Below are 18126 nucleotides of genomic sequence, written 5' to 3' on the forward strand. Positions count from 1 at the left end.
GATGTCCATATCAATTAAAACTGCCCGGGAAATTGAAAAAATGCGCCGTGCCGGTGAACTGCTGGAGAAGGTACACGATGAATTAGGCCGCGCCATCCATCCGGGAATGTCAACCTGGGAAATCAACAAGCTCGGAGAAGAGATGATCCGCAGCTTCGGATGCACTCCCAACTTTTTAAACTATAATGGGTATCCGGCTTCGATCTGCGTTTCTGTGAACGAAGAAGTGGTTCACGGAATCCCAAGTAAAAAACGGATTCTGAAAGAGGGCGACATTGTCAGCCTGGATGCGGGACTTATCTATGAAGGATACCATTCCGACGCAGCCCGCACACACGCGGTCGGTGAGATCTCGCCGGAGGCAAGAAAACTGGTGGAAGTAACACGCCGGGCCTTTTTTGAAGGAATCAAATACGCAAAAGCAGGCCATCATCTTCATGAGATTTCGGCGGCGATCGGTGCATACGCAGAGAGCTTCGGCTACGGCGTTGTCCGCGACCTGGTAGGCCACGGCATCGGAACGCACCTGCACGAAGATCCGGCAGTGCCGAACTTCGCACAGCCAAGCCGCGGCGTCCGTCTGCAGCCTGGCATGACGCTCGCCATCGAGCCGATGATCACAGCCGGAGGCTATGCAGTCAGATGGCTGGATGATGACTGGACCGTTGTGACAGAAGACGGCTCTCTTGCCGCACATTATGAGAACACGATTCTGATTACGGAGGGAGAACCGGAAATTCTGACACTTTCGCATACGGAGGAGGATTTATGAAACCGATTGTGAAAGGAATGTTTGCCAGAAGCCTGGCCGGCCACGATAAAGGAAAGCTGTATGTGATTTCGGATGTACAGGAGCCATACGTATTCCTGGTGGACGGAAAAATCCGTACCGCCAACCGGCCGAAAAAGAAGAAGCTGATTCACGTACAGCCGGATTACGAAATGACGGATGCGGTTCGTGATGAAGATATCCGTAAGGCATTAAAAGAAAAAAGTTGCAAAGAGTTGAAGGAGGATTAATCAATGTCTAAGGCAGATGTAATTGAGGTAGAGGGAACTGTCCTCGAGAAATTACCAAACGCAATGTTTAAAGTAGAACTGGAAAATAAACACGTTGTACTGGCTCATATCAGCGGAAAGCTGCGTATGAACTTTATCCGTATTCTTCCGGGAGACAAAGTAACCATCGAGCTGTCCCCATACGATCTGGACAAGGGACGTATTATCTGGAGAGATAAATAAGAAATACGATAAAAAAAGCCATCCGGCATGCCGGATGGCTTTTTCTCTGTATGTGTTTCTCTGTATTCATCCCCAATAACAGTAACCGTTCTACAGAACAAAGATTTCGATCACCGGCCTTCAGATTTCTGACAGCCACAAAGCAAGCACCAGTCTGCAAACCCTGCAGCATCCGCGGCGGCGGGCATCTGAATTTCTTTTCAGTCCCTTTTGAAACCTTCCAGATGTATTATGCAATATTTTAATAGAAAAAGCAATGAAAAAAGTATAAAATTTTATGAAAACTTTTTGTAAAAACCAGGAGAATTTGTGCACTTTTGAAACAAAATTTTTAAACCGTCAGAAAAAAAAGAAAAAGTGAAAAGACAGGAGAAAAGAGCGGCCGGAAAACCGTGAAAATGACAGATGAGGGCTCGAAAGCGACAGAAGAATATATGTTTGTGAATTCTGTGTGAAGTTGAAATATTTGGTTGAATTCTCAAAATAATGTGATATAATGCAATAGAGAAACTTTACGGAGAAATTTTACCGGGAAGGATCTCCTGTGCGGTGCGGTAAAATCCATGTACCGGCAGAAATCAGGGAAACATTTTATGAAACAGCAGGCTGCAGTCTGAAAAAAATTCGGATCTGCAGCAATGGCATCGCTGCTCCTTACAGATAACAGGAAAGGAAAATGTGCAATGACAAAAAGGGGAAAGAAAAAAGGCCTTGTTGCAGCATTGAGCGTAGTTGCAGTGATTGTTTTACTTGCCGCTGCATATGGAATCTTCTGTCTGATCATCGAGGATGACAAAATCTGGGCAGATGCTTCTATTAACGGAGTAAACATTCAGGGAATGAGCAAAAAAGAAGCTGCACAGACAGTGGAACAGAAGTTTGAAGAAGATTATAAAGATACAGCTGTTACCGTTGAGCTGGATGGTCAGCAGTATACGATGAACGTATTTCCAATGCTGGGGATGGATGCTTCCGCAGAAATTGAAAAAGCATATGAAAAAGGCCATGGAAATCTTCTGGTTCGCGGTCTGGAGTGGGTCGAGATGAAACGGGGAAAGGCAGAGAAACTTTCCTATGATGTGCAGCCGACTGTGGCCCATCCAGATGAGGTGGAAGGAATTGTACAGGCATCCGGCATTCAGGATTACAACTCCATGCAGGATACTACATATGAAGTAACAGATACCGGCCTGATCGTGCATAAAGCATTGCCGGAACCAGACCGGATGTGGATGCCTTAAAACAGCAGATCCAGACGAATGTGACAGCAATGAATTTCCAGGATGTAATTTCCTGCCCGACGGCAGAAAATCAGCTGACGGAACCGGATTTTGCCGGAATTGCAAGCCAGATTTATACCGATCCCGTCAATGCGACGCTGGATCCGAATAACGGATATTCCGTTGTGGCATCGAAAAACGGAACCTCAATGAATGCGGACAATGCGAAAGCCGAGTATGAGAGTGCAGAAGAAAATACGGATATCACGATTCCGTTTACATTTACCGAGCCGGAGATTACAACCGAGAAGATGAATGCAAACCTGTTTAAAGACACGCTTGGAAGTTACAGCTCCAGCGCAGCAGGTGGAACGAGCGGAAGAATTCACAACGTCGGACTTACGGCATCTATCTGCAACGGGCAGATCGTTCTGCCGGGAGAAACCTTCTCTTTTAATGGTGTCGTAGGTGATACAACGGCAGAAAAAGGATACCAGGAGGCAGCAGGCTATCAGGATGGCAAAGTCGTCCAGGTACTTGGAGGAGGCGAATGCCAGGTGTCCTCCACACTGTTTTCCGCTATTTTGTATACAGACCTTGATGTGTTGGAAAGAGCCAACCATTCGATGCCGGTACATTATGTGCCGTCAGGAATGGATGCAACCGTATTCTGGGATTCACCGGATTTCAAATTTGAAAATAATCATAAGTATCCGGTGAAAATTGTGATGAATATGGACAGCAGTGATACACTGACCGTAAAAATTCTCGGAACAAAAGAAAACGACTATACCATTGAGCCAAGGGTAGAGCAGATCGATGAGATGAGTAATGTAACGTATCGTGATTATAAAGATGCAAGCGGAAATGTAGTAAAATCAGAATCCGTATGCGCAAGCAAATACAAACCGCTGAACTCAGGATCATGATGCAAAAAAGATGTTACCTGTAAAAAACAGGCGGGACAGAGAAGAGAAATCTGTCCGGCCTGTTTTTTTCTTACCGGTGGGAGAGATGAAAAAATGCACAGAAAAAGAGCAAAAAAAAATGAAAAAATATGTAAAAAATTTCTTGCATTTCCGGGAACAAAATGCTATACTATAAAACGAACTTTTGCGCGTGGACTTTTTTCTAACCCACAAAAAGAAAACGCATTCCAAAAGTTTACAACAGAAAATTCCCCTACACGGGGCGCTAAGGAGCAAAGAAAGGAGGATTCATCATGAAGGTTAGATCTTCTGTAAAACCGATCTGCGAGAAATGCAAAGTTATCAAAAGAAAAGGTAGCATCAGAATCATTTGTGAGAATCCAAAGCACAAACAGCGCCAGGGCTAATCCGTCATTAGGCTTGATCGTAATTGTGCAGATTTTAAGTGCGGCTGCAGCGAGGACGCGCGTGAATGCGTTGTTCTGCTGTTAATATTATAAAGTGAGACACCTGGCAAGTTGCAGCCAGGACACCTCCGGCGGGTGGACGCGCGGAGCGCAGACATCCCTTATAATATTGCTTAATACTCCGATCTGTCAGGTGGCAGAAGGAGAAAGGTCGTGCGAACACGGCTGGATACACGCATACCTGTATCCCAATTAGGAAAATATTAATGTTTTAGAAAAATGGAGGACAAAGTACATGGCTCGTATAGCTGGTGTAGACTTACCAAGAGACAAACGTGTTGAGATTGGTCTGACCTATATCTACGGAATCGGTAGAACAAGTGCAGATCGTATCTTAAAAGAAGCTGGAGTAAATCCGGACACACGCTGCAGAGATTTGACAGACGATGAAGTAAAGAGACTCAGCGCAGTTATCGATGAGAGTCAGGTTGTAGAAGGAGATCTTCGTAGAGAAATCGCTATGAACATCAAACGTCTGCAGGAGATCGGATGCTACAGAGGTATCCGTCATCGTAAAGGCCTTCCGGTTCGTGGTCAGAAAACAAAGACCAACGCAAGAACTCGCAAAGGTCCTAAGAGAACTGTTGCAAATAAGAAGAAATAATTTAACCAGTAGTCCAATATAAGATTAAGAAAGTGTAGGTTAGTTTTAAAATGGCAAAAGTGACAAAGAAAACGACAAAACGTCGTGTCAGAAAAAACGTTGAACACGGACAGGCACATATCCAGTCTTCCTTCAATAATACAATCGTAACACTGACTGATGCAGAAGGAAATGCTCTTTCTTGGGCAAGTGCCGGCGGTCTGGGATTTAGAGGTTCAAGAAAATCTACTCCATACGCAGCTCAGATGGCTGCAGAAACTGCTACCAAAGCAGCGCTGGTTCATGGCTTAAAGACTGTTGACGTTATGGTAAAAGGACCAGGATCAGGTCGTGAAGCTGCAATCCGTGCCCTTCAGGCATGCGGTCTTGAAGTTACAAGCATCCGCGACGTAACACCGGTTCCGCACAACGGATGCCGCCCACCAAAACGTAGAAGAGTCTGATTAGGAGGTTAAGAACATGGCAGTAAATAGAGTACCAGTCCTGAAAAGATGCAGATCCCTCGGAATGGATCCTGTATATCTTGGAATTGATAAGAAGTCCACAAGACAGCTGAAAAGAGCAAACAGAAAAATGTCTGAGTATGGTCTTCAGTTAAGAGAAAAACAGAAAGCAAAATTCATCTACGGCGTTCTGGAGAAACCTTTTGTTAACTATTACAAAAAGGCTGACAGAATGGAAGGACAGACTGGTGAGAACCTGATGATCCTTCTTGAGCTCCGTCTGGACAACGTTCTGTTCCGTATGGGAATGGCTAGAACCAGAAAAGAAGCACGTCAGATCGTTGACCACAAACACGTTCTGGTTAACGGCAAACAGGTAAATATCCCGTCTTACCTTGTAAGCGCTGGTGATACCATCGAAATCAAAGAGGGTAAAAAATCCTCTCAGAGATATAAAGACATCGTAGAGGTTACAGGCGGCCGTCTGACTCCGGAATGGATCGAGGCTGATCTTGAGGCACTCAAAGGTGTTGTAAAAGAGCGTCCTACCCGCGAAATGATCGATGTTCCGGTTGACGAAGTGCAGATCGTCGAGCTGTATTCTAAATAAAGAATCGCCATACGCGGAAGGCTTTATTCCCATGAGTAATGAGCCAACCAATTTAAAAGGAGGGGCTTTCGAGTGTTTGATTTTAACAAACCGAAAATTGAAATTACTGAGATTTCTGATGACAAGAAGTACGGCAGATTTGTGGTTGAACCTCTGGAAAGAGGCTACGGTATCACATTAGGTAATTCTCTTCGCAGAATTATGCTTTCTTCCCTCCCTGGAGCAGCAGTAAGCCAGGTTAAAATCGAGGGCGTTCTTCATGAATTCAGCTCCATCCCTGGAGTAAAAGAAGACGTTACAGAAATCATCATGAACCTGAAGAGCCTTGCAATCCGCAATAACAGCGAAACCAACGAAGCAAAAGTTGCTTATATTGAGTTCGAGGGCGAGGGAGTTGTAAGAGCATCCGATATTCAGGTAGATCAGGATATTGAGATCATGAATCCGGATCAGGTAATCGCAACCCTGAACGGCGGCCCGGACAGCAAGCTGTACATGGAGCTGACGATCACAAAAGGCCGCGGTTATATCAGTGCTGACAAAGGCAAGAGCGATGACATGCCGATCGGCGTTCTCGCTGTGGATGCTATCTATACACCGGTTGAGCGTGTAAACCTCAAAGTGGAGAACACCCGTGTAGGTCAGATTACCGATTACGATAAACTGACACTGGATGTTTACACCAGAGGAACACTGGATCCGGACGAGGCAGTCAGCCTGGCAGCTAAGGTTTTAAGCGAGCATCTGAAACTCTTCATCGATCTGTCTGAGAATGCGAAGACAGCAGAAGTTATGATCGAGAAAGAGGACAATGAGAAAGAGAAAGTTCTGGAGATGAACATCGACGAGCTTGAGCTTTCCGTGCGTTCCTATAACTGCTTGAAACGTGCCGGTATCAATACCGTAGAAGAGCTGTGCAACAAAACTTCCGAAGACATGATGAAGGTTCGTAACCTGGGCCGCAAGTCTCTGGAAGAGGTACTTGCAAAGCTGAAAGAACTGGGACTGTCACTGAGTCCTGGGGACGGAGAATAAATCACAGCGATTTATCTTTCCGTTTGATTTGTAGACGAAAACCCCCTGTCAGTAAGTCCGAGGCAGCATGACTTGTGGGTTCCACAAATGGAGGAAAATTTAAAATGGCAAAATATAGAAAACTTGGCAGAACATCTGACCAGAGAAAAGCATTATTAAGAAACCAGGTAACCAACCTTCTGTATCACGGAAAAATCGTTACCACTGAGACCAAAGCAAAAGAGATCCGTAAGATCGCTGAAAGCATGATCGCACTGGCTGTAAAAGAGAAAGATAACTTTGAGACCGTTACCGTTACTGCTAAAGTAGCTCGCAAAGATGCTGATGGCAAACGTGTGAAAGAAGTAAAAGACGGCAAAAAAGTTACCGTATACGATGAAGTTCAGAAAGAGATCAAAAAAGATCTTCCGTCCAGACTTCACGCTAGACGTCAGATGGCAAGCTTCTTCTATCCTGTAACAGAGGTTCCGACCGAAGCAGCAGGACGCAAGAAAAACACCAAGTCCATCGATATGCCACAGAAAATGTTCGATGAGATCGCTCCGAAATATGCAGACCGTAACGGCGGATATACCCGTATCATCAAGATCGGACCGCGTAAAGGTGATGCAGCTATGGAAGTTGTAATCGAGCTGGTTTAATCTGTAAATAGTTTTGAAATCCGCAGGGGCTGCCTCTTAGTAGGTGGCTCCTGTTTTGTTGTATATCATATTTTATATGACACAATTGCGAAATTGTGGCAATGTACGGGGTTGCATCTGCTTTGCGAATAAGGTACAATACAGAATACAGAACAGCTAAAATGGGATACAAAGGAGAGCATTTGCATGGAGAGCAAGAAAAAAATGTTGTTTATTTTTAATCCGTTTTCCGGAAAAGCACAGATTAAAAGTAAACTGTTTGAAATTATCGATGTTTTTGTAAAAGGCGGATATGAAGTCATTGTCCACCCGACGCAGGCAGTCGGAGATGGTTTCGAAAAGACAAAGGAGCTTGCGCCGCAGGTGGATCTCGTTGTCTGCAGCGGGGGCGACGGAACACTGGATGAAGTTGTCAGCGGCCTGATGGAAGTGGATCAGCGCGTTCCGATCGGTTATATTCCGGCCGGAAGCACCAATGATTTTGCAAACAGTCTTTCTATTTCGAAAGATATGGTACAGGCGGCAAAGGATATCATCGAGGGAAACCTGTATTCCTGTGATGTGGGAGCGTTCAACAACGACAGCTTTGTCTACATCGCTGCATTCGGCCTTTTCACGGATGTTTCCTATGAGACAGACCAGCACATGAAAAACATTCTCGGCCATCTGGCATACCTGCTGGAGGGATCCAAACGGATCTGGAATGTGCCGACGTACTGGATTAAAGTCGAGGCAAACGGGGAAACCTTTGAGGGAGAGTATATCTACGGTATGGTGACGAATGCCAAGTCCGTCGGCGGCTTCAAAAACCTGCCGGGACAGGATGTACGCCTGGATGACGGACTCTTCGAGGTAACCCTGATCAAACGCCCGAAAAACCCGCTGGAACTGAATGAGATCATTGCGTCCCTGCTGATGCAGGAGGATCACACAGACCTCATCGATTCGTTCAAGACCGACCGCATCATCATCGAGTCCAACCAGGAGATTTCCTGGACTCTGGACGGCGAATACGGCGGAGATCACGGCTATGTCTGCATCGAAGCGCGCAAACATGCCATGGAACTGGTTCTGAACAATAAGTAGGCACGGCTTTTTGATAAGTTTTTCACAAAAAAGTGCAAAAAAATGGATTTCGCTACGAAAACCATTTGGCATTTGCAGAAAGATGTTGTATAATAAAACCAGTTATGAAAGTAACAAGTATGCCGTAAGCCTGAAAACGGTACACGGCACAATTACAGACACAGGAGGTCATTTGAGCTATGTTAGTATCAGCAAAAGAAATGTTGGACAAAGCAAAAGCTGGCCACTATGCAGTTGGTCAGTTTAACATCAACAACCTGGAGTGGACAAAATCCATCCTTCTTACCGCACAGGAGATGAATTCTCCGGTTATCCTTGGCGTATCTGAGGGTGCAGGAAAATACATGACAGGTTTCAAAACTGTAGCTGCTATGGTAAAAGCTATGATCGAAGAACTGAACATCACTGTTCCGGTTGCTCTGCATCTGGACCACGGAACCTACGAAGGATGCTACAAATGCATCGAAGCAGGTTTCTCATCCATCATGTTTGACGGATCTCATTATCCGATCGAAGAGAACGTTGCAAAAACAAAAGAACTGGTAGCTGTTTGCAAAGAGAAAGGAATGTCTCTGGAAGCAGAAGTTGGTTCTATCGGTGGAGAAGAAGATGGTGTTGTAGGTATGGGCGAATGCGCTGATCCGAACGAGTGCAAGATGATTGCAGACCTCGGTGTAGATATGCTTGCAGCAGGTATCGGCAATATCCACGGTGTATACCCGGCTAACTGGCAGGGACTGAGCTTTGAGACTCTGGCAGCTGTACAGGAGCTGACAGGAACTATGCCGCTCGTTCTTCACGGTGGTACAGGTATCCCGGATGACATGATCAAGAAAGCCATTGACCTTGGCGTTTCCAAAATCAATGTAAATACAGAGTGCCAGCTTGCATTCGCAGCAGCTACCCGTAAATACATCGAAGAGGGCAAAGATCAGCAGGGTAAAGGATTCGATCCTCGTAAACTCCTTGCTCCTGGCGCAGAAGCTATCAAAGCTACTGTAAGAGAGAAAATCGAACTGTTCGGTTCTGCAAACAAAGCCTGAGTTTAAGCACGAAAATGCTGTGCAGGATTCCTGGGGGACTTCCTCCTCAGGGTCCGCACAGTATTTTTTTTCGCGAGCAACGAGTCGAAGTCCGTGCTTGCACGAGATCTTGACGACTGCCGCGAAAGCTTTCATCGAATCCGCTAATTTTTTCGCCTGAATTAGGAAAGTTTTGTAAAATAATACGAAAAAGGGACTGAGTTCAAAAAAGCACTTGCGTTTTTTAAGTTTTTGAGTTATTTTAGTATCAGTTGGAAATCAAATCCATATGCGAATGTAAAACAAGGGCGTTCTACAAAAACTTAGCTTTCCTTAGCTGCTTTTTGAGAACCCCTTTTTCTTGTATCAGGACCTTTTTAGAGTCCGGCGGGAAGGTCGCATCGCAAAATTCACAAATGGAAAGGAAGAAAGAAAATGGGAGAATATGTAAATCCGGCCAAAATCTTTGGCGAAAATGTATTCAATGACACTGTAATGCAGGAACGTCTTCCAAAAAATGTTTACAAGAAGCTGAAAAAGATCATCGAAGAAGGCGGTGAGCTGGATCTTGCTACTGCAGATACGATTGCACATGAGATGAAAGAATGGGCAATTGAAAAAGGAGCAACACACTATACACACTGGTTCCAGCCGCTGACTGGTACAACTGCAGAAAAGCACGATTCTTTTATTACAGCACCGATGCCGAACGGCAAAGTACTGATGAGCTTCTCCGGTAAAGAGCTGATCAAAGGCGAGCCGGATGCATCTTCTTTCCCGTCCGGTGGACTGCGTGCTACCTTTGAGGCAAGAGGATATACAGCATGGGACTGCACCTCACCGGCTTTCGTTCGTCAGGACGCAGCAGGCGCAACCCTCTGCATTCCGACTGCATTCTGCTCCTACACAGGAGAGGCGCTTGACCAGAAAACACCGCTTCTTCGTTCCATGGAAGCTCTGAATGTACAGTCCCTGCGTCTGTTAAAACTGTTCGGAAACACCACTTCCAAGAAAGTAACTCCTTCCGTAGGACCGGAGCAGGAATACTTCCTGGTAGATGCAGAGAAATTCCTGCAGAGAAAAGACCTGATCTACACCGGCCGTACCCTGTTCGGCGCAATGCCTCCAAAAGGACAGGAGATGGACGATCACTATTTCGGAACCATCCGTCAGAGAATTGCTTCCTTTATGAAGGAGGTCAACATTGAGCTGTGGAAGATGGGCGTTACCGCAAAGACACAGCACAATGAGGTTGCACCGGCACAGCATGAGCTGGCTTCCATCTATTCCGAGGCAAACGTAGCAGTCGACAACAACCAGCTCGTAATGCAGACCTTAAAGAGAGTTGCATGCCAGCACGGACTGAAATGCCTGCTGCATGAGAAACCGTTCGCAGGTGTCAACGGTTCCGGAAAACATAACAACTGGTCCATCACCACAGATGACGGCATCAACCTTCTTGAGCCGGGCAAAACACCGCACGAGAACATTCAGTTCCTGCTTGTGTTAAGCTGCGTCCTGAAAGCTGTTGATGTTCACGCAGATCTGCTCCGTGAGTCCGCAGCCGATCCGGGAAACGATCACAGACTGGGAGCCAACGAGGCACCGCCGGCCATCATTTCCGTATTCCTTGGCGAGCAGCTGGAGGACGTTGTTGAGCAGCTGATCAGCACCGGAAATGCAACCAAGAGTAAAAAAGAGGGCGTTCTGGAGACTGGTGTTAAGACGCTTCCGGATCTCAAGAAAGACGCTACCGACCGTAACAGAACCTCACCGTTCGCCTTCACCGGAAACAAATTCGAGTTCCGTATGGTTGGTTCCCGTGACTCCGTTGCAGCTCCGAACATCGTACTGAACACCATCGTTGCAGAAGCATTCCGCGATGCATGCGATGTACTGGAAGGCGCTGAAAACTTTGAGGACGCTGTCCATGATCTGATCAAGAAGAACTTAAGTGAGCATCAGAGAATCATCTTCAATGGCGACGGATATGCAGATGAGTGGTTAGCTGAGGCAGAGAGAAGAGGACTTCCGAACATCAAATCCATGGTGTACGCAATCCCGGCACTGACCACTGATACCGCAATCAAACTGTTCGGCGATTTCAAAGTATTCACCGAGGCAGAGCTGGTATCCCGTGCAGAAGTTAAATTCGAGAACTATGCAAAGACCATCAACATCGAAGCAAAGACCATGATCGACATGGCAAGCAAACAGATCATCCCGGCAGTCATCAAATATGCGACTTCCCTGGCTGGATCCATCAACACCATCACCGCAGCAGGTGTTACGGCAGTTGGTGTACAGAAGAATCTGCTGAACGAGACAAGTGCACTGCTTGAGGAGACCCAGAAAGCACTCGACGAGCTGATCGCAATCGAGAATGCAGGATGCGAGATGGAAGACGGCGAAGCAAAAGCAAAATACTACTACGAGAAAGTTGCTCCGGCTATGGAGGCACTCCGTGCACCGGTTGACAAACTGGAAATGATCGTAGACAAAGAGATGTGGCCGATGCCGTCCTACGGCGATCTGATGTTTGAGGTTTAACCCTAGTAGACAAGAAGTCTCCCACTTCTAAAGCGGTGGGATGAATTGTTAAAAGAAACACAACGGCAGTGGCGGGCGGAGAGAAATCGGTATCCTCCACTGACATGAGGCAAGTCACAGTCGAACTATTTTCGACATGTCAGACTCCGTGAAAATACCGACTGTGAGTTGAAACAATCCGCAGACGATCCGCTAAATTGTAAAAATTCTGTGAAAACAGGGCAGAAAAAGAGGCTGTTTTTGACAACAGCCTCTTTTTTTAGTATAATGAAGATTAGCTGTTGCCAGAAGAAAAAGGCGGACAGCGCTGCCGGAAGAAACGGCAGGAAAACATGGAGGAAACGCTTCTGGATTTCGAAGGAAAACAGAAGTATACAGAACAATGAATGCAGAACTGGAAATTTTAGGTGTGAAGCTGAAACATTACCGCGTCGATGCGGCAATGGAGATTGCAGAGGAATACCTCTCGAACGATAAGCTGAACACCATCGGGATTGTTACAATGCAGATGCTGATGCAGGCGAGCAAGGAACCGACGTGGAAACAGTATATCGAAGATCTGGATCTGACGGTCATCGGGGAAACCGAGGTGCTGGAGGCAGCAGGAATTGACCCGGAGACGCCGTCCTATGAGGAAGTGGAGACGAACGAGTTCATCGCACGCTTTTTCTGGGGACTGATTCAGAAGAAAAGCCGGATTTTCGTACTGGGCGACACTGAGGAAGAACTGCAGACACTGCAGAAATATCTGACAGAAACGTATCCCGGCATTGAGATCGGAGGCGGTGCTGTTGTCGAGACGCTGGAGGAATCCGCGTTTGACAGCCTGGTCAACGAGATCAACAGCCAGACGACGGACGTGATTGTGAGCGGCCTTGCAGGAACGCGGCAGGATCGTTTCGTTCTGGAAAACAGCAGCAAAATCAGCGCGAAAATCTGGCTGAGCCTTGGCGAACACTCAACACTGCAGAACGAGGCCGGTATAAAAACGAGCTGGTGGGGAACTCTGCTAAAGAAGAATACGTTCAAGTGGATGGTAACAAAATATAACAGCGAAAAGGACGGTTGAAGTTCATGAACTGGATACGGAACAAACAGCAGTGGAGAGATTATCTGCTGATTACGCTGGGAACCGCGGTCATGGCGGTTGCGACCAGCTCGATTTACGACCCGGCGGGGCTTGTTACCGGAGGATTTTCCGGTCTTGCAATCGTCATCAAACAACTGAGCCAGATGCTGTTCGGAAAAGGAGTTCCGCTCTGGGTGACGAACCTTGTGCTGAACATTCCGCTCTTTCTTTTTGGAATCCGCATGAGCCGTGATTTTCTTGTGAAAACCATTTTTGGAACCCTGATGAACACGTTCTGGTTTGCCGTTCTCCCGGTTCTGCAGCTGGTGCCGGATGACAGGATGCTCTCCGCACTTTTTGGCGGCGTTCTGATGGGAGCCGGCATCGGCCTTGTCTTTATCGGAAACGGAACGACGGGCGGAACGGATATGATGGCGGCTCTGATCCAGAGAAAGCTGCGCCACTATTCCGTTGCACAGGTTATGCAGGTGCTTGATGGAATCATCGTCATCGCCGGTATTTTTGTCTTCGGTATCCACGCTTCGCTCTATGCGATCGTGGCAATCTACGTGACGACGAAAATGACGGATGCCCTGATGGAAGGTATGAATTATGCGAAATCCGCGTTTATCATTACCGCGCATCCGGAGCAGGTAGCCGATGAGCTCATGAAAGAACTCGACCGCGGCGCGTCCGGCATCCACATCAAGGGAATGTACACGGGCGAAGAGCGTATGATGGTATTCTGTGTTGTGGGCAAAAAACAGATCCCGCAGCTCAAACAGATCGTAGGAACGATCGATCCGGACGCGTTTGTCGTTGTGTCGGATGCAAGAGAGGTCTTAGGAGAGGGCTTCCAGACGGATTTCTCCTGACCTTTTTACGTATTTTGTGGTATAAATGTTGTGTTTTCTCTTCCTTTTTTGTCTATTTTGTATTAAAATAAGTATATCTGTGAGGTACTTTGCATCAGGCGCAGAACCATAGGGGTGTGGATATGCCTGGCAATGAAAGCGGGTGCAGCCGGAGACAAACTATAGGATGAAAGAGGGAAGAAAATATGATTTCAAATCAGATTTTACAGAGTACCATTGAGGGAATCAAAAATATTTCGCGTGTCGAACTCTGCGTGACTGATGTAGAAGGAAAGGTTCTGGTAACGACGTTTCCGGAGGTTGAGATCAGCCAGAATGATATTGTAACGTTTGCGCAGTCTCAGGCAGATTCCCAGACCATGAAAAATTATCAGTTTTTTAAAGTATACGATGAACACCAGCTGGAGTACATTCTGGTTGTAAAAGGCGGAAACGATGACATTCACCTGATCGGGAAAATGGTTACCTTCCAGATTCAGGGCCTCCTTACCGCCTACAAGGAGCGCTTCGATAAAGACAACTTTATCAAGAATCTGCTGCTCGACAACCTGCTGCTGGTCGACATCTACAACAGGGCGAAGAAGTTACATATTGAAGTGGAAGCACGCCGCCTTGTATTTATTCTTGAGACAAATCCGGATAAAAACAGCGGGGCGCTGGAAAGCGTCAAGAGTCTGCTCGGTACCAAATCCGGTGACTTTATAACTGCCGTCGATGAGAAAAACATTATCATCGTCAAGGAACTTGCTCCAGGTGAGGATTATGCCCAGATGAACAAAGTGGCAGCCACCATTCTGGAAGCAGCAGGAAGAGATGAGGAGGGGAAAACCCACGTTGCTTACGGTACCATTGTCAAGGAGATCAAAGAAGTATCGCGTTCCTACAAAGAAGCCAGAATGGCGATGGACGTCGGAAAAATCTTCTCCGCTGAGAATGATATCTATGCATACAGCTCACTGGGTATCGGCCGTCTGATTTACCAGCTTCCGATCCCACTGTGCAAAATGTTCATCAAAGAGATTTTTGGCAACAAATCGCCGGATGACTTTGATGAAGAGACACTGACAACGATCAATAAATTCTTTGAAAATTCTCTGAATGTCTCGGAAACCTCGAGACAGCTTTATATACACCGAAATACCCTTGTCTATCGGCTGGATAAGCTGCAGAAGAGCACGGGACTCGATCTTAGAGTTTTTGAAGATGCGATCACATTCAAGATTGCGCTTATGGTTGTGCAGTACATGAAATACATGGAAACGCTCGATTATTAAGCGAGAACCCTTGAAGGAGGAATTGCATGATAACATTGGATAGTGTAAGTAAGAGTTACGCGAAAGGCCAGCCGGCCGTCAACAACGTATCCTTACACATCGAGAAGGGGGAATTCGTCTTTATCGTGGGAAACAGCGGTTCTGGAAAATCGACGCTGATCAAGCTCCTTTTGAAAGAACTCGAGCCCACATCCGGTACCATTAAGGTAAACGGACAGATCTTAAATAAAATGAAACGCTGGAGAGTGCCGAAATACCGCCGCGGTGTCGGCGTCGTATTCCAGGATTTCCGCCTTTTAAAAGACCGGAATGTCTATGAAAACGTAGCATTCGCACAGCGTGTCATCGAGAAACCGAACCGCGTCATCAAAAAGCGCGTGCCGGAAGTCCTGACGCTGGTCGGACTGGCAGAGAAGTACAAATCCTTCCCGAAGGAGCTTTCCGGAGGAGAGCAGCAGCGAGTTGCCGTGGCAAGAGCCATTGTCAACCGGCCTGACATTCTTCTGGCGGACGAGCCGACCGGAAACCTGGACCCGGGAAACTCCATGGAGATTATGAAGCTCCTGGAGGAAATCAACAACAGAGGAACGACCGTTCTTGTGGTAACCCACAACCGTGAGATCGTCAACTCCATGAAAAAACGCGTTATTACCATGCGAAAAGGCGTGGTAGTCAGCGATGAGAAGGAGGGCGAGTACCATGAGGTTTAGTACACTGGGCTACAGCATCAAACAGGGTGTCAAAAACATCTGGAGAAACAAGATGTTCTCGCTGGCATCCATCGCAACCATGGGAGCCTGTATCTTTCTGTTCGGTATCTTCTTTGCGGTTGTCATCAACTTTAACTACATCGTAAAAAATGCCGAGACAGACGTATCCATGACCGTTTTCTTCAACGAAGATGCGGATCAGGCGACGATCGATGAGATCGGAACGGAGATCAAGGCCAAGACCGATGTGGTCAAGGAATGTAAGTATGTTTCCGCGGATGAGACGTGGGAAAACTTTGCAAAACAGTATTTCGAAGGAAAAGAGGAATACAAGGACGGCTTTAAGCCAAACGACAACCCGCTCGCAACTTCTGCTCACTACGAGGTTTACGTATACCAGGTAGAGACGCAGGATGCACTGGCTGAGTATATCCGCTCGCTGGACGGTGTCCGTGAGGTTAAACAGGCCGAGGGCGCAACAACAACGTTGACGACGATGAACCGTGTCATTGGCTACGTTTCCATCGCGATCATCCTGATTCTTCTTGCCGTATCTGTTTTCCTGATCAGCAATACCGTCACGATCGGTATTTCGGTCCGGAAAGAGGAGATCGGTATCATGAAGCTGATCGGTGCGACGAACCTGTTTGTAAGGGCTCCGTTCCTGATCGAGGGTATCCTGATCGGTCTTGTCGGAGCAGCGATTCCGCTGGGGCTGCTGTACGTTGTATACAACAGAGTCATCAGCTACGTTATGGCGGAGTTCAGCGTACTGTCGAACTTTATGGCATTCATGCCGGTATCGGCCGTCTTCCGGATTCTGCTTCCGGTCGGACTCATTCTCGGTATGGGAATCGGTCTTGTCGGCAGTATCTTTACGATTCGAAAACACTTGAAAGTCTGATAGGATTAGACAATATAATGAAGTAAAAATAAGTCCCGGAATCCGTCAAAAGATTCCGGGATCTTTCGATTGGGAGGCATATTTTGGAAGAACTGATGAAGGAAGAAAAAGAGGGCGTAAAAGCGGCAGAGCAGGAAAAACCGAAAAAGCGCAGAAACAGAAAGAAAAACCGAAAAAATGAGATGCGGAAGAGCTACTTTGCGGGCATGATTTCCATGCTGGCGCTTGTAATGATCGTGCTTGTCGGAACAACGTTTCTTTGGCCGGGAAGCAGTGCGGACCACCCCGGCGGCTTCTGGTCGTGGCGGAAGACGGCGGCGATCAAAGCGATGATCAGCCAGCTTTACGCGGGCGATGTGGATGACACAGAGCTGTCGAATGCGATGTATAAAGGGATGATCAGCGGCCTCGGCGACAAGTATTCTACGTATTACACGAAAGAGGAATACGAAGCGATCAAGACAGCGCAGGAGGGTTACTATCAGGGCATCGGTGTTACGGTGACGCTGGACGGCGATAAGCTGCAGGTCACCGGCGTACAGGACGATACCCCGGCGGCGAAGGCCGGTATTCAGGCGGATGACCGTATTGTGAAGATTGACGGGCAGACACTCGAAGGCTTAAACCTCAACGATGCGGTCGGTCTTCTGAAAAACAGCGAGAACGACACCGTGACGCTTTCCATCGAGCGGGAAGGCGAGGCGGATCTGATTGAAACGGAAGTCAAAAAAGAGAAGCTTGCGGCGATTGTGGCAGACGGTAAAATGCTGGACGACAAGATCGGCTATCTGGCCATCAGCGAGTTTACAGGGCTTACCTCCGAGCAGTTCCAGAAAGTATACCAGTCACTGCAGGATCAGGGCATGGAGCGCCTGATCATCGATCTGCGCGGCAATCCGGGCGGCCTCGTGACGGCAGTCTGTGACACCCTGCGCCAGATCCTGCCGGAGGGACTCATCGTGTATACCGAGGATAAAAATGGAAAACGGGAAGAGTATACCTGCGACGGCGATACCCCGATCTCGATTCCACTCGTCGTGCTGGTCAATGAAAATACGGCAAGTGCGGCAGAAATCTTCACGGGAGCAGTCAAAGATTACGGCATCGGAACGATTGTCGGAACGACGACATTCGGAAAAGGCATTGTCCAGAACACATTCCAGCTCTCCGACGGCAGTGTGGTGAAGCTGACGATTGCCCATTATTACACGCCGCTCGGCAACGACATCCACAAGGTCGGTATCGCGCCGGATGTCGAGGTGGAGCTGCCGGATGACTCGACGAGCGATGTGCAGCTCGAAAAAGCGCTGGAAGTTGTCAAAGGACTGGAAGGTGCGGAATAAAATAAGAATTTTCATAGAAAAGCAGGAAAAAGGTAGGAAAAAAAGCACGAACGTGTTATCTTAGTAGAGGAGCCGAAAACAGATCTTGGCAGGCTCTAAAAG

Annotated in this window: 21 protein-coding genes; all 21 read left to right on the forward strand. The window is 47.2% G+C overall.

The window, feature by feature from the left end:
• The first annotated feature begins 1 nt into the window (after position 1).
• A complete protein-coding gene (map, locus tag DW965_RS00680) occupies positions 2-772 on the forward strand; it encodes a type I methionyl aminopeptidase (RefSeq protein ID WP_119197896.1) in 771 nt (256 codons plus the stop codon).
• Positions 769-1020, forward strand: a complete 252-nt coding sequence (locus tag DW965_RS00685; RefSeq protein ID WP_022461643.1) for a KOW domain-containing RNA-binding protein — start codon at positions 769-771, stop codon at positions 1018-1020. Before map ends, DW965_RS00685 begins: the two co-directional genes overlap by 4 nt.
• A gap of 3 nt (positions 1021-1023) precedes the next feature.
• The gene (infA, locus tag DW965_RS00690; RefSeq protein ID WP_022461642.1) at positions 1024-1242 is read left to right on the forward strand and encodes a translation initiation factor IF-1; all 219 of its coding nucleotides are present in this window, start codon (positions 1024-1026) and stop codon (positions 1240-1242) included.
• 683 nt (positions 1243-1925) lie between these two features.
• On the forward strand, positions 1926-2483 hold the full coding sequence (locus DW965_RS00695; protein WP_119197897.1) for a hypothetical protein: 558 nt from the start codon (positions 1926-1928) through the stop codon (positions 2481-2483).
• Complete coding sequence (locus DW965_RS00700; RefSeq protein WP_119197898.1) at positions 2471-3391, forward strand: VanW family protein; 921 nt, start codon at positions 2471-2473, stop codon at positions 3389-3391. Before DW965_RS00695 ends, DW965_RS00700 begins: the two co-directional genes overlap by 13 nt.
• A 93-nt stretch (positions 3392-3484) precedes the next feature.
• On the forward strand, positions 3485-3688 hold the full coding sequence (locus DW965_RS00705; RefSeq protein WP_055220743.1) for a hypothetical protein: 204 nt from the start codon (positions 3485-3487) through the stop codon (positions 3686-3688).
• Positions 3685-3798, forward strand: a complete 114-nt coding sequence (rpmJ, locus tag DW965_RS00710; protein ID WP_003022746.1) for a 50S ribosomal protein L36 — start codon at positions 3685-3687, stop codon at positions 3796-3798. Before DW965_RS00705 ends, rpmJ begins: the two co-directional genes overlap by 4 nt.
• 295 nt (positions 3799-4093) lie before the next feature.
• The gene (gene rpsM, locus DW965_RS00715) at positions 4094-4462 is read left to right on the forward strand and encodes a 30S ribosomal protein S13 (RefSeq protein ID WP_022461573.1); all 369 of its coding nucleotides are present in this window, start codon (positions 4094-4096) and stop codon (positions 4460-4462) included.
• 50 nt (positions 4463-4512) lie between these two features.
• Positions 4513-4905, forward strand: a complete 393-nt coding sequence (gene rpsK, locus DW965_RS00720; protein WP_022461574.1) for a 30S ribosomal protein S11 — start codon at positions 4513-4515, stop codon at positions 4903-4905.
• A gap of 16 nt (positions 4906-4921) precedes the next feature.
• Positions 4922-5515 (forward strand): 30S ribosomal protein S4, encoded by a 594-nt coding sequence (gene rpsD, locus DW965_RS00725; protein WP_022461575.1) that lies wholly within the window; start codon positions 4922-4924, stop codon positions 5513-5515.
• Positions 5516-5587: 72 nt separating this feature from the next.
• Entirely contained in the window at positions 5588-6550 is a 963-nt protein-coding gene (locus DW965_RS00730; RefSeq protein ID WP_022461576.1) for a DNA-directed RNA polymerase subunit alpha, read from the forward strand.
• 104 nt (positions 6551-6654) lie between these two features.
• Positions 6655-7191: a bL17 family ribosomal protein gene (locus DW965_RS00735; RefSeq protein ID WP_022461577.1), complete on the forward strand. Its 537-nt coding sequence runs from the start codon at positions 6655-6657 to the stop codon at positions 7189-7191.
• A gap of 186 nt (positions 7192-7377) precedes the next feature.
• The gene (locus tag DW965_RS00740) at positions 7378-8277 is read left to right on the forward strand and encodes a diacylglycerol/lipid kinase family protein (RefSeq protein WP_022461578.1); all 900 of its coding nucleotides are present in this window, start codon (positions 7378-7380) and stop codon (positions 8275-8277) included.
• Positions 8278-8456: 179 nt separating this feature from the next.
• Complete coding sequence (gene fba / locus DW965_RS00745) at positions 8457-9320, forward strand: class II fructose-1,6-bisphosphate aldolase (protein WP_022461579.1); 864 nt, start codon at positions 8457-8459, stop codon at positions 9318-9320.
• A gap of 414 nt (positions 9321-9734) precedes the next feature.
• The gene (locus DW965_RS00750; RefSeq protein ID WP_117813025.1) at positions 9735-11849 is read left to right on the forward strand and encodes a glutamine synthetase III family protein; all 2115 of its coding nucleotides are present in this window, start codon (positions 9735-9737) and stop codon (positions 11847-11849) included.
• Positions 11850-12231: 382 nt separating this feature from the next.
• Positions 12232-12918 (forward strand): WecB/TagA/CpsF family glycosyltransferase, encoded by a 687-nt coding sequence (locus DW965_RS00755; protein WP_117761414.1) that lies wholly within the window; start codon positions 12232-12234, stop codon positions 12916-12918.
• A gap of 5 nt (positions 12919-12923) precedes the next feature.
• Positions 12924-13793 carry a YitT family protein gene (locus DW965_RS00760; protein WP_117761413.1) on the forward strand — a complete coding sequence of 290 codons (870 nt, stop codon included), beginning with the start codon at positions 12924-12926 and terminating at the stop codon, positions 13791-13793.
• Between the two features lie 185 nt (positions 13794-13978).
• On the forward strand, positions 13979-15067 hold the full coding sequence (locus DW965_RS00765; protein ID WP_117510479.1) for a PucR family transcriptional regulator: 1089 nt from the start codon (positions 13979-13981) through the stop codon (positions 15065-15067).
• A 26-nt stretch (positions 15068-15093) separates the two neighbouring features.
• A complete protein-coding gene (gene ftsE / locus DW965_RS00770; protein ID WP_022461638.1) occupies positions 15094-15777 on the forward strand; it encodes a cell division ATP-binding protein FtsE in 684 nt (227 codons plus the stop codon).
• Positions 15767-16681, forward strand: a complete 915-nt coding sequence (ftsX, locus tag DW965_RS00775; protein ID WP_117761412.1) for a permease-like cell division protein FtsX — start codon at positions 15767-15769, stop codon at positions 16679-16681. The genes ftsE and ftsX overlap by 11 nt, the downstream gene beginning before the upstream one ends.
• 83 nt (positions 16682-16764) lie before the next feature.
• A complete protein-coding gene (locus tag DW965_RS00780; protein ID WP_117761411.1) occupies positions 16765-18024 on the forward strand; it encodes a S41 family peptidase in 1260 nt (419 codons plus the stop codon).
• The last annotated feature ends 102 nt before the right edge of the window (positions 18025-18126 follow it).

Source organism: Blautia sp. AM47-4 (assembly GCF_003479865.1).
GTDB lineage: Bacteria > Bacillota > Clostridia > Lachnospirales > Lachnospiraceae > Fusicatenibacter > Fusicatenibacter saccharivorans.

Excerpts from the sequence above, each read along its gene's own strand:
- map (WP_119197896.1), top strand. The coding sequence starts at position 2 with ATGTCCATATCAATTAAAACTGCCCGGGAAATTGAAAAAATGCGCCGT.
- DW965_RS00685 (WP_022461643.1), top strand. The coding sequence starts at position 769 with ATGAAACCGATTGTGAAAGGAATGTTTGCCAGAAGCCTGGCCGGCCAC.
- infA (WP_022461642.1), top strand. The coding sequence starts at position 1,024 with ATGTCTAAGGCAGATGTAATTGAGGTAGAGGGAACTGTCCTCGAGAAA.
- DW965_RS00695 (WP_119197897.1), top strand. The coding sequence starts at position 1,926 with ATGACAAAAAGGGGAAAGAAAAAAGGCCTTGTTGCAGCATTGAGCGTA.
- DW965_RS00705 (WP_055220743.1), top strand. The coding sequence starts at position 3,485 with ATGCACAGAAAAAGAGCAAAAAAAAATGAAAAAATATGTAAAAAATTT.
- rpmJ (WP_003022746.1), top strand. The coding sequence starts at position 3,685 with ATGAAGGTTAGATCTTCTGTAAAACCGATCTGCGAGAAATGCAAAGTT.
- rpsM (WP_022461573.1), top strand. The coding sequence starts at position 4,094 with ATGGCTCGTATAGCTGGTGTAGACTTACCAAGAGACAAACGTGTTGAG.
- rpsK (WP_022461574.1), top strand. The coding sequence starts at position 4,513 with ATGGCAAAAGTGACAAAGAAAACGACAAAACGTCGTGTCAGAAAAAAC.
- rpsD (WP_022461575.1), top strand. The coding sequence starts at position 4,922 with ATGGCAGTAAATAGAGTACCAGTCCTGAAAAGATGCAGATCCCTCGGA.
- DW965_RS00735 (WP_022461577.1), top strand. The coding sequence starts at position 6,655 with ATGGCAAAATATAGAAAACTTGGCAGAACATCTGACCAGAGAAAAGCA.
- DW965_RS00740 (WP_022461578.1), top strand. The coding sequence starts at position 7,378 with ATGGAGAGCAAGAAAAAAATGTTGTTTATTTTTAATCCGTTTTCCGGA.
- fba (WP_022461579.1), top strand. The coding sequence starts at position 8,457 with ATGTTAGTATCAGCAAAAGAAATGTTGGACAAAGCAAAAGCTGGCCAC.
- DW965_RS00750 (WP_117813025.1), top strand. The coding sequence starts at position 9,735 with ATGGGAGAATATGTAAATCCGGCCAAAATCTTTGGCGAAAATGTATTC.
- DW965_RS00755 (WP_117761414.1), top strand. The coding sequence starts at position 12,232 with ATGAATGCAGAACTGGAAATTTTAGGTGTGAAGCTGAAACATTACCGC.
- DW965_RS00760 (WP_117761413.1), top strand. The coding sequence starts at position 12,924 with ATGAACTGGATACGGAACAAACAGCAGTGGAGAGATTATCTGCTGATT.
- DW965_RS00765 (WP_117510479.1), top strand. The coding sequence starts at position 13,979 with ATGATTTCAAATCAGATTTTACAGAGTACCATTGAGGGAATCAAAAAT.
- ftsE (WP_022461638.1), top strand. The coding sequence starts at position 15,094 with ATGATAACATTGGATAGTGTAAGTAAGAGTTACGCGAAAGGCCAGCCG.
- ftsX (WP_117761412.1), top strand. The coding sequence starts at position 15,767 with ATGAGGTTTAGTACACTGGGCTACAGCATCAAACAGGGTGTCAAAAAC.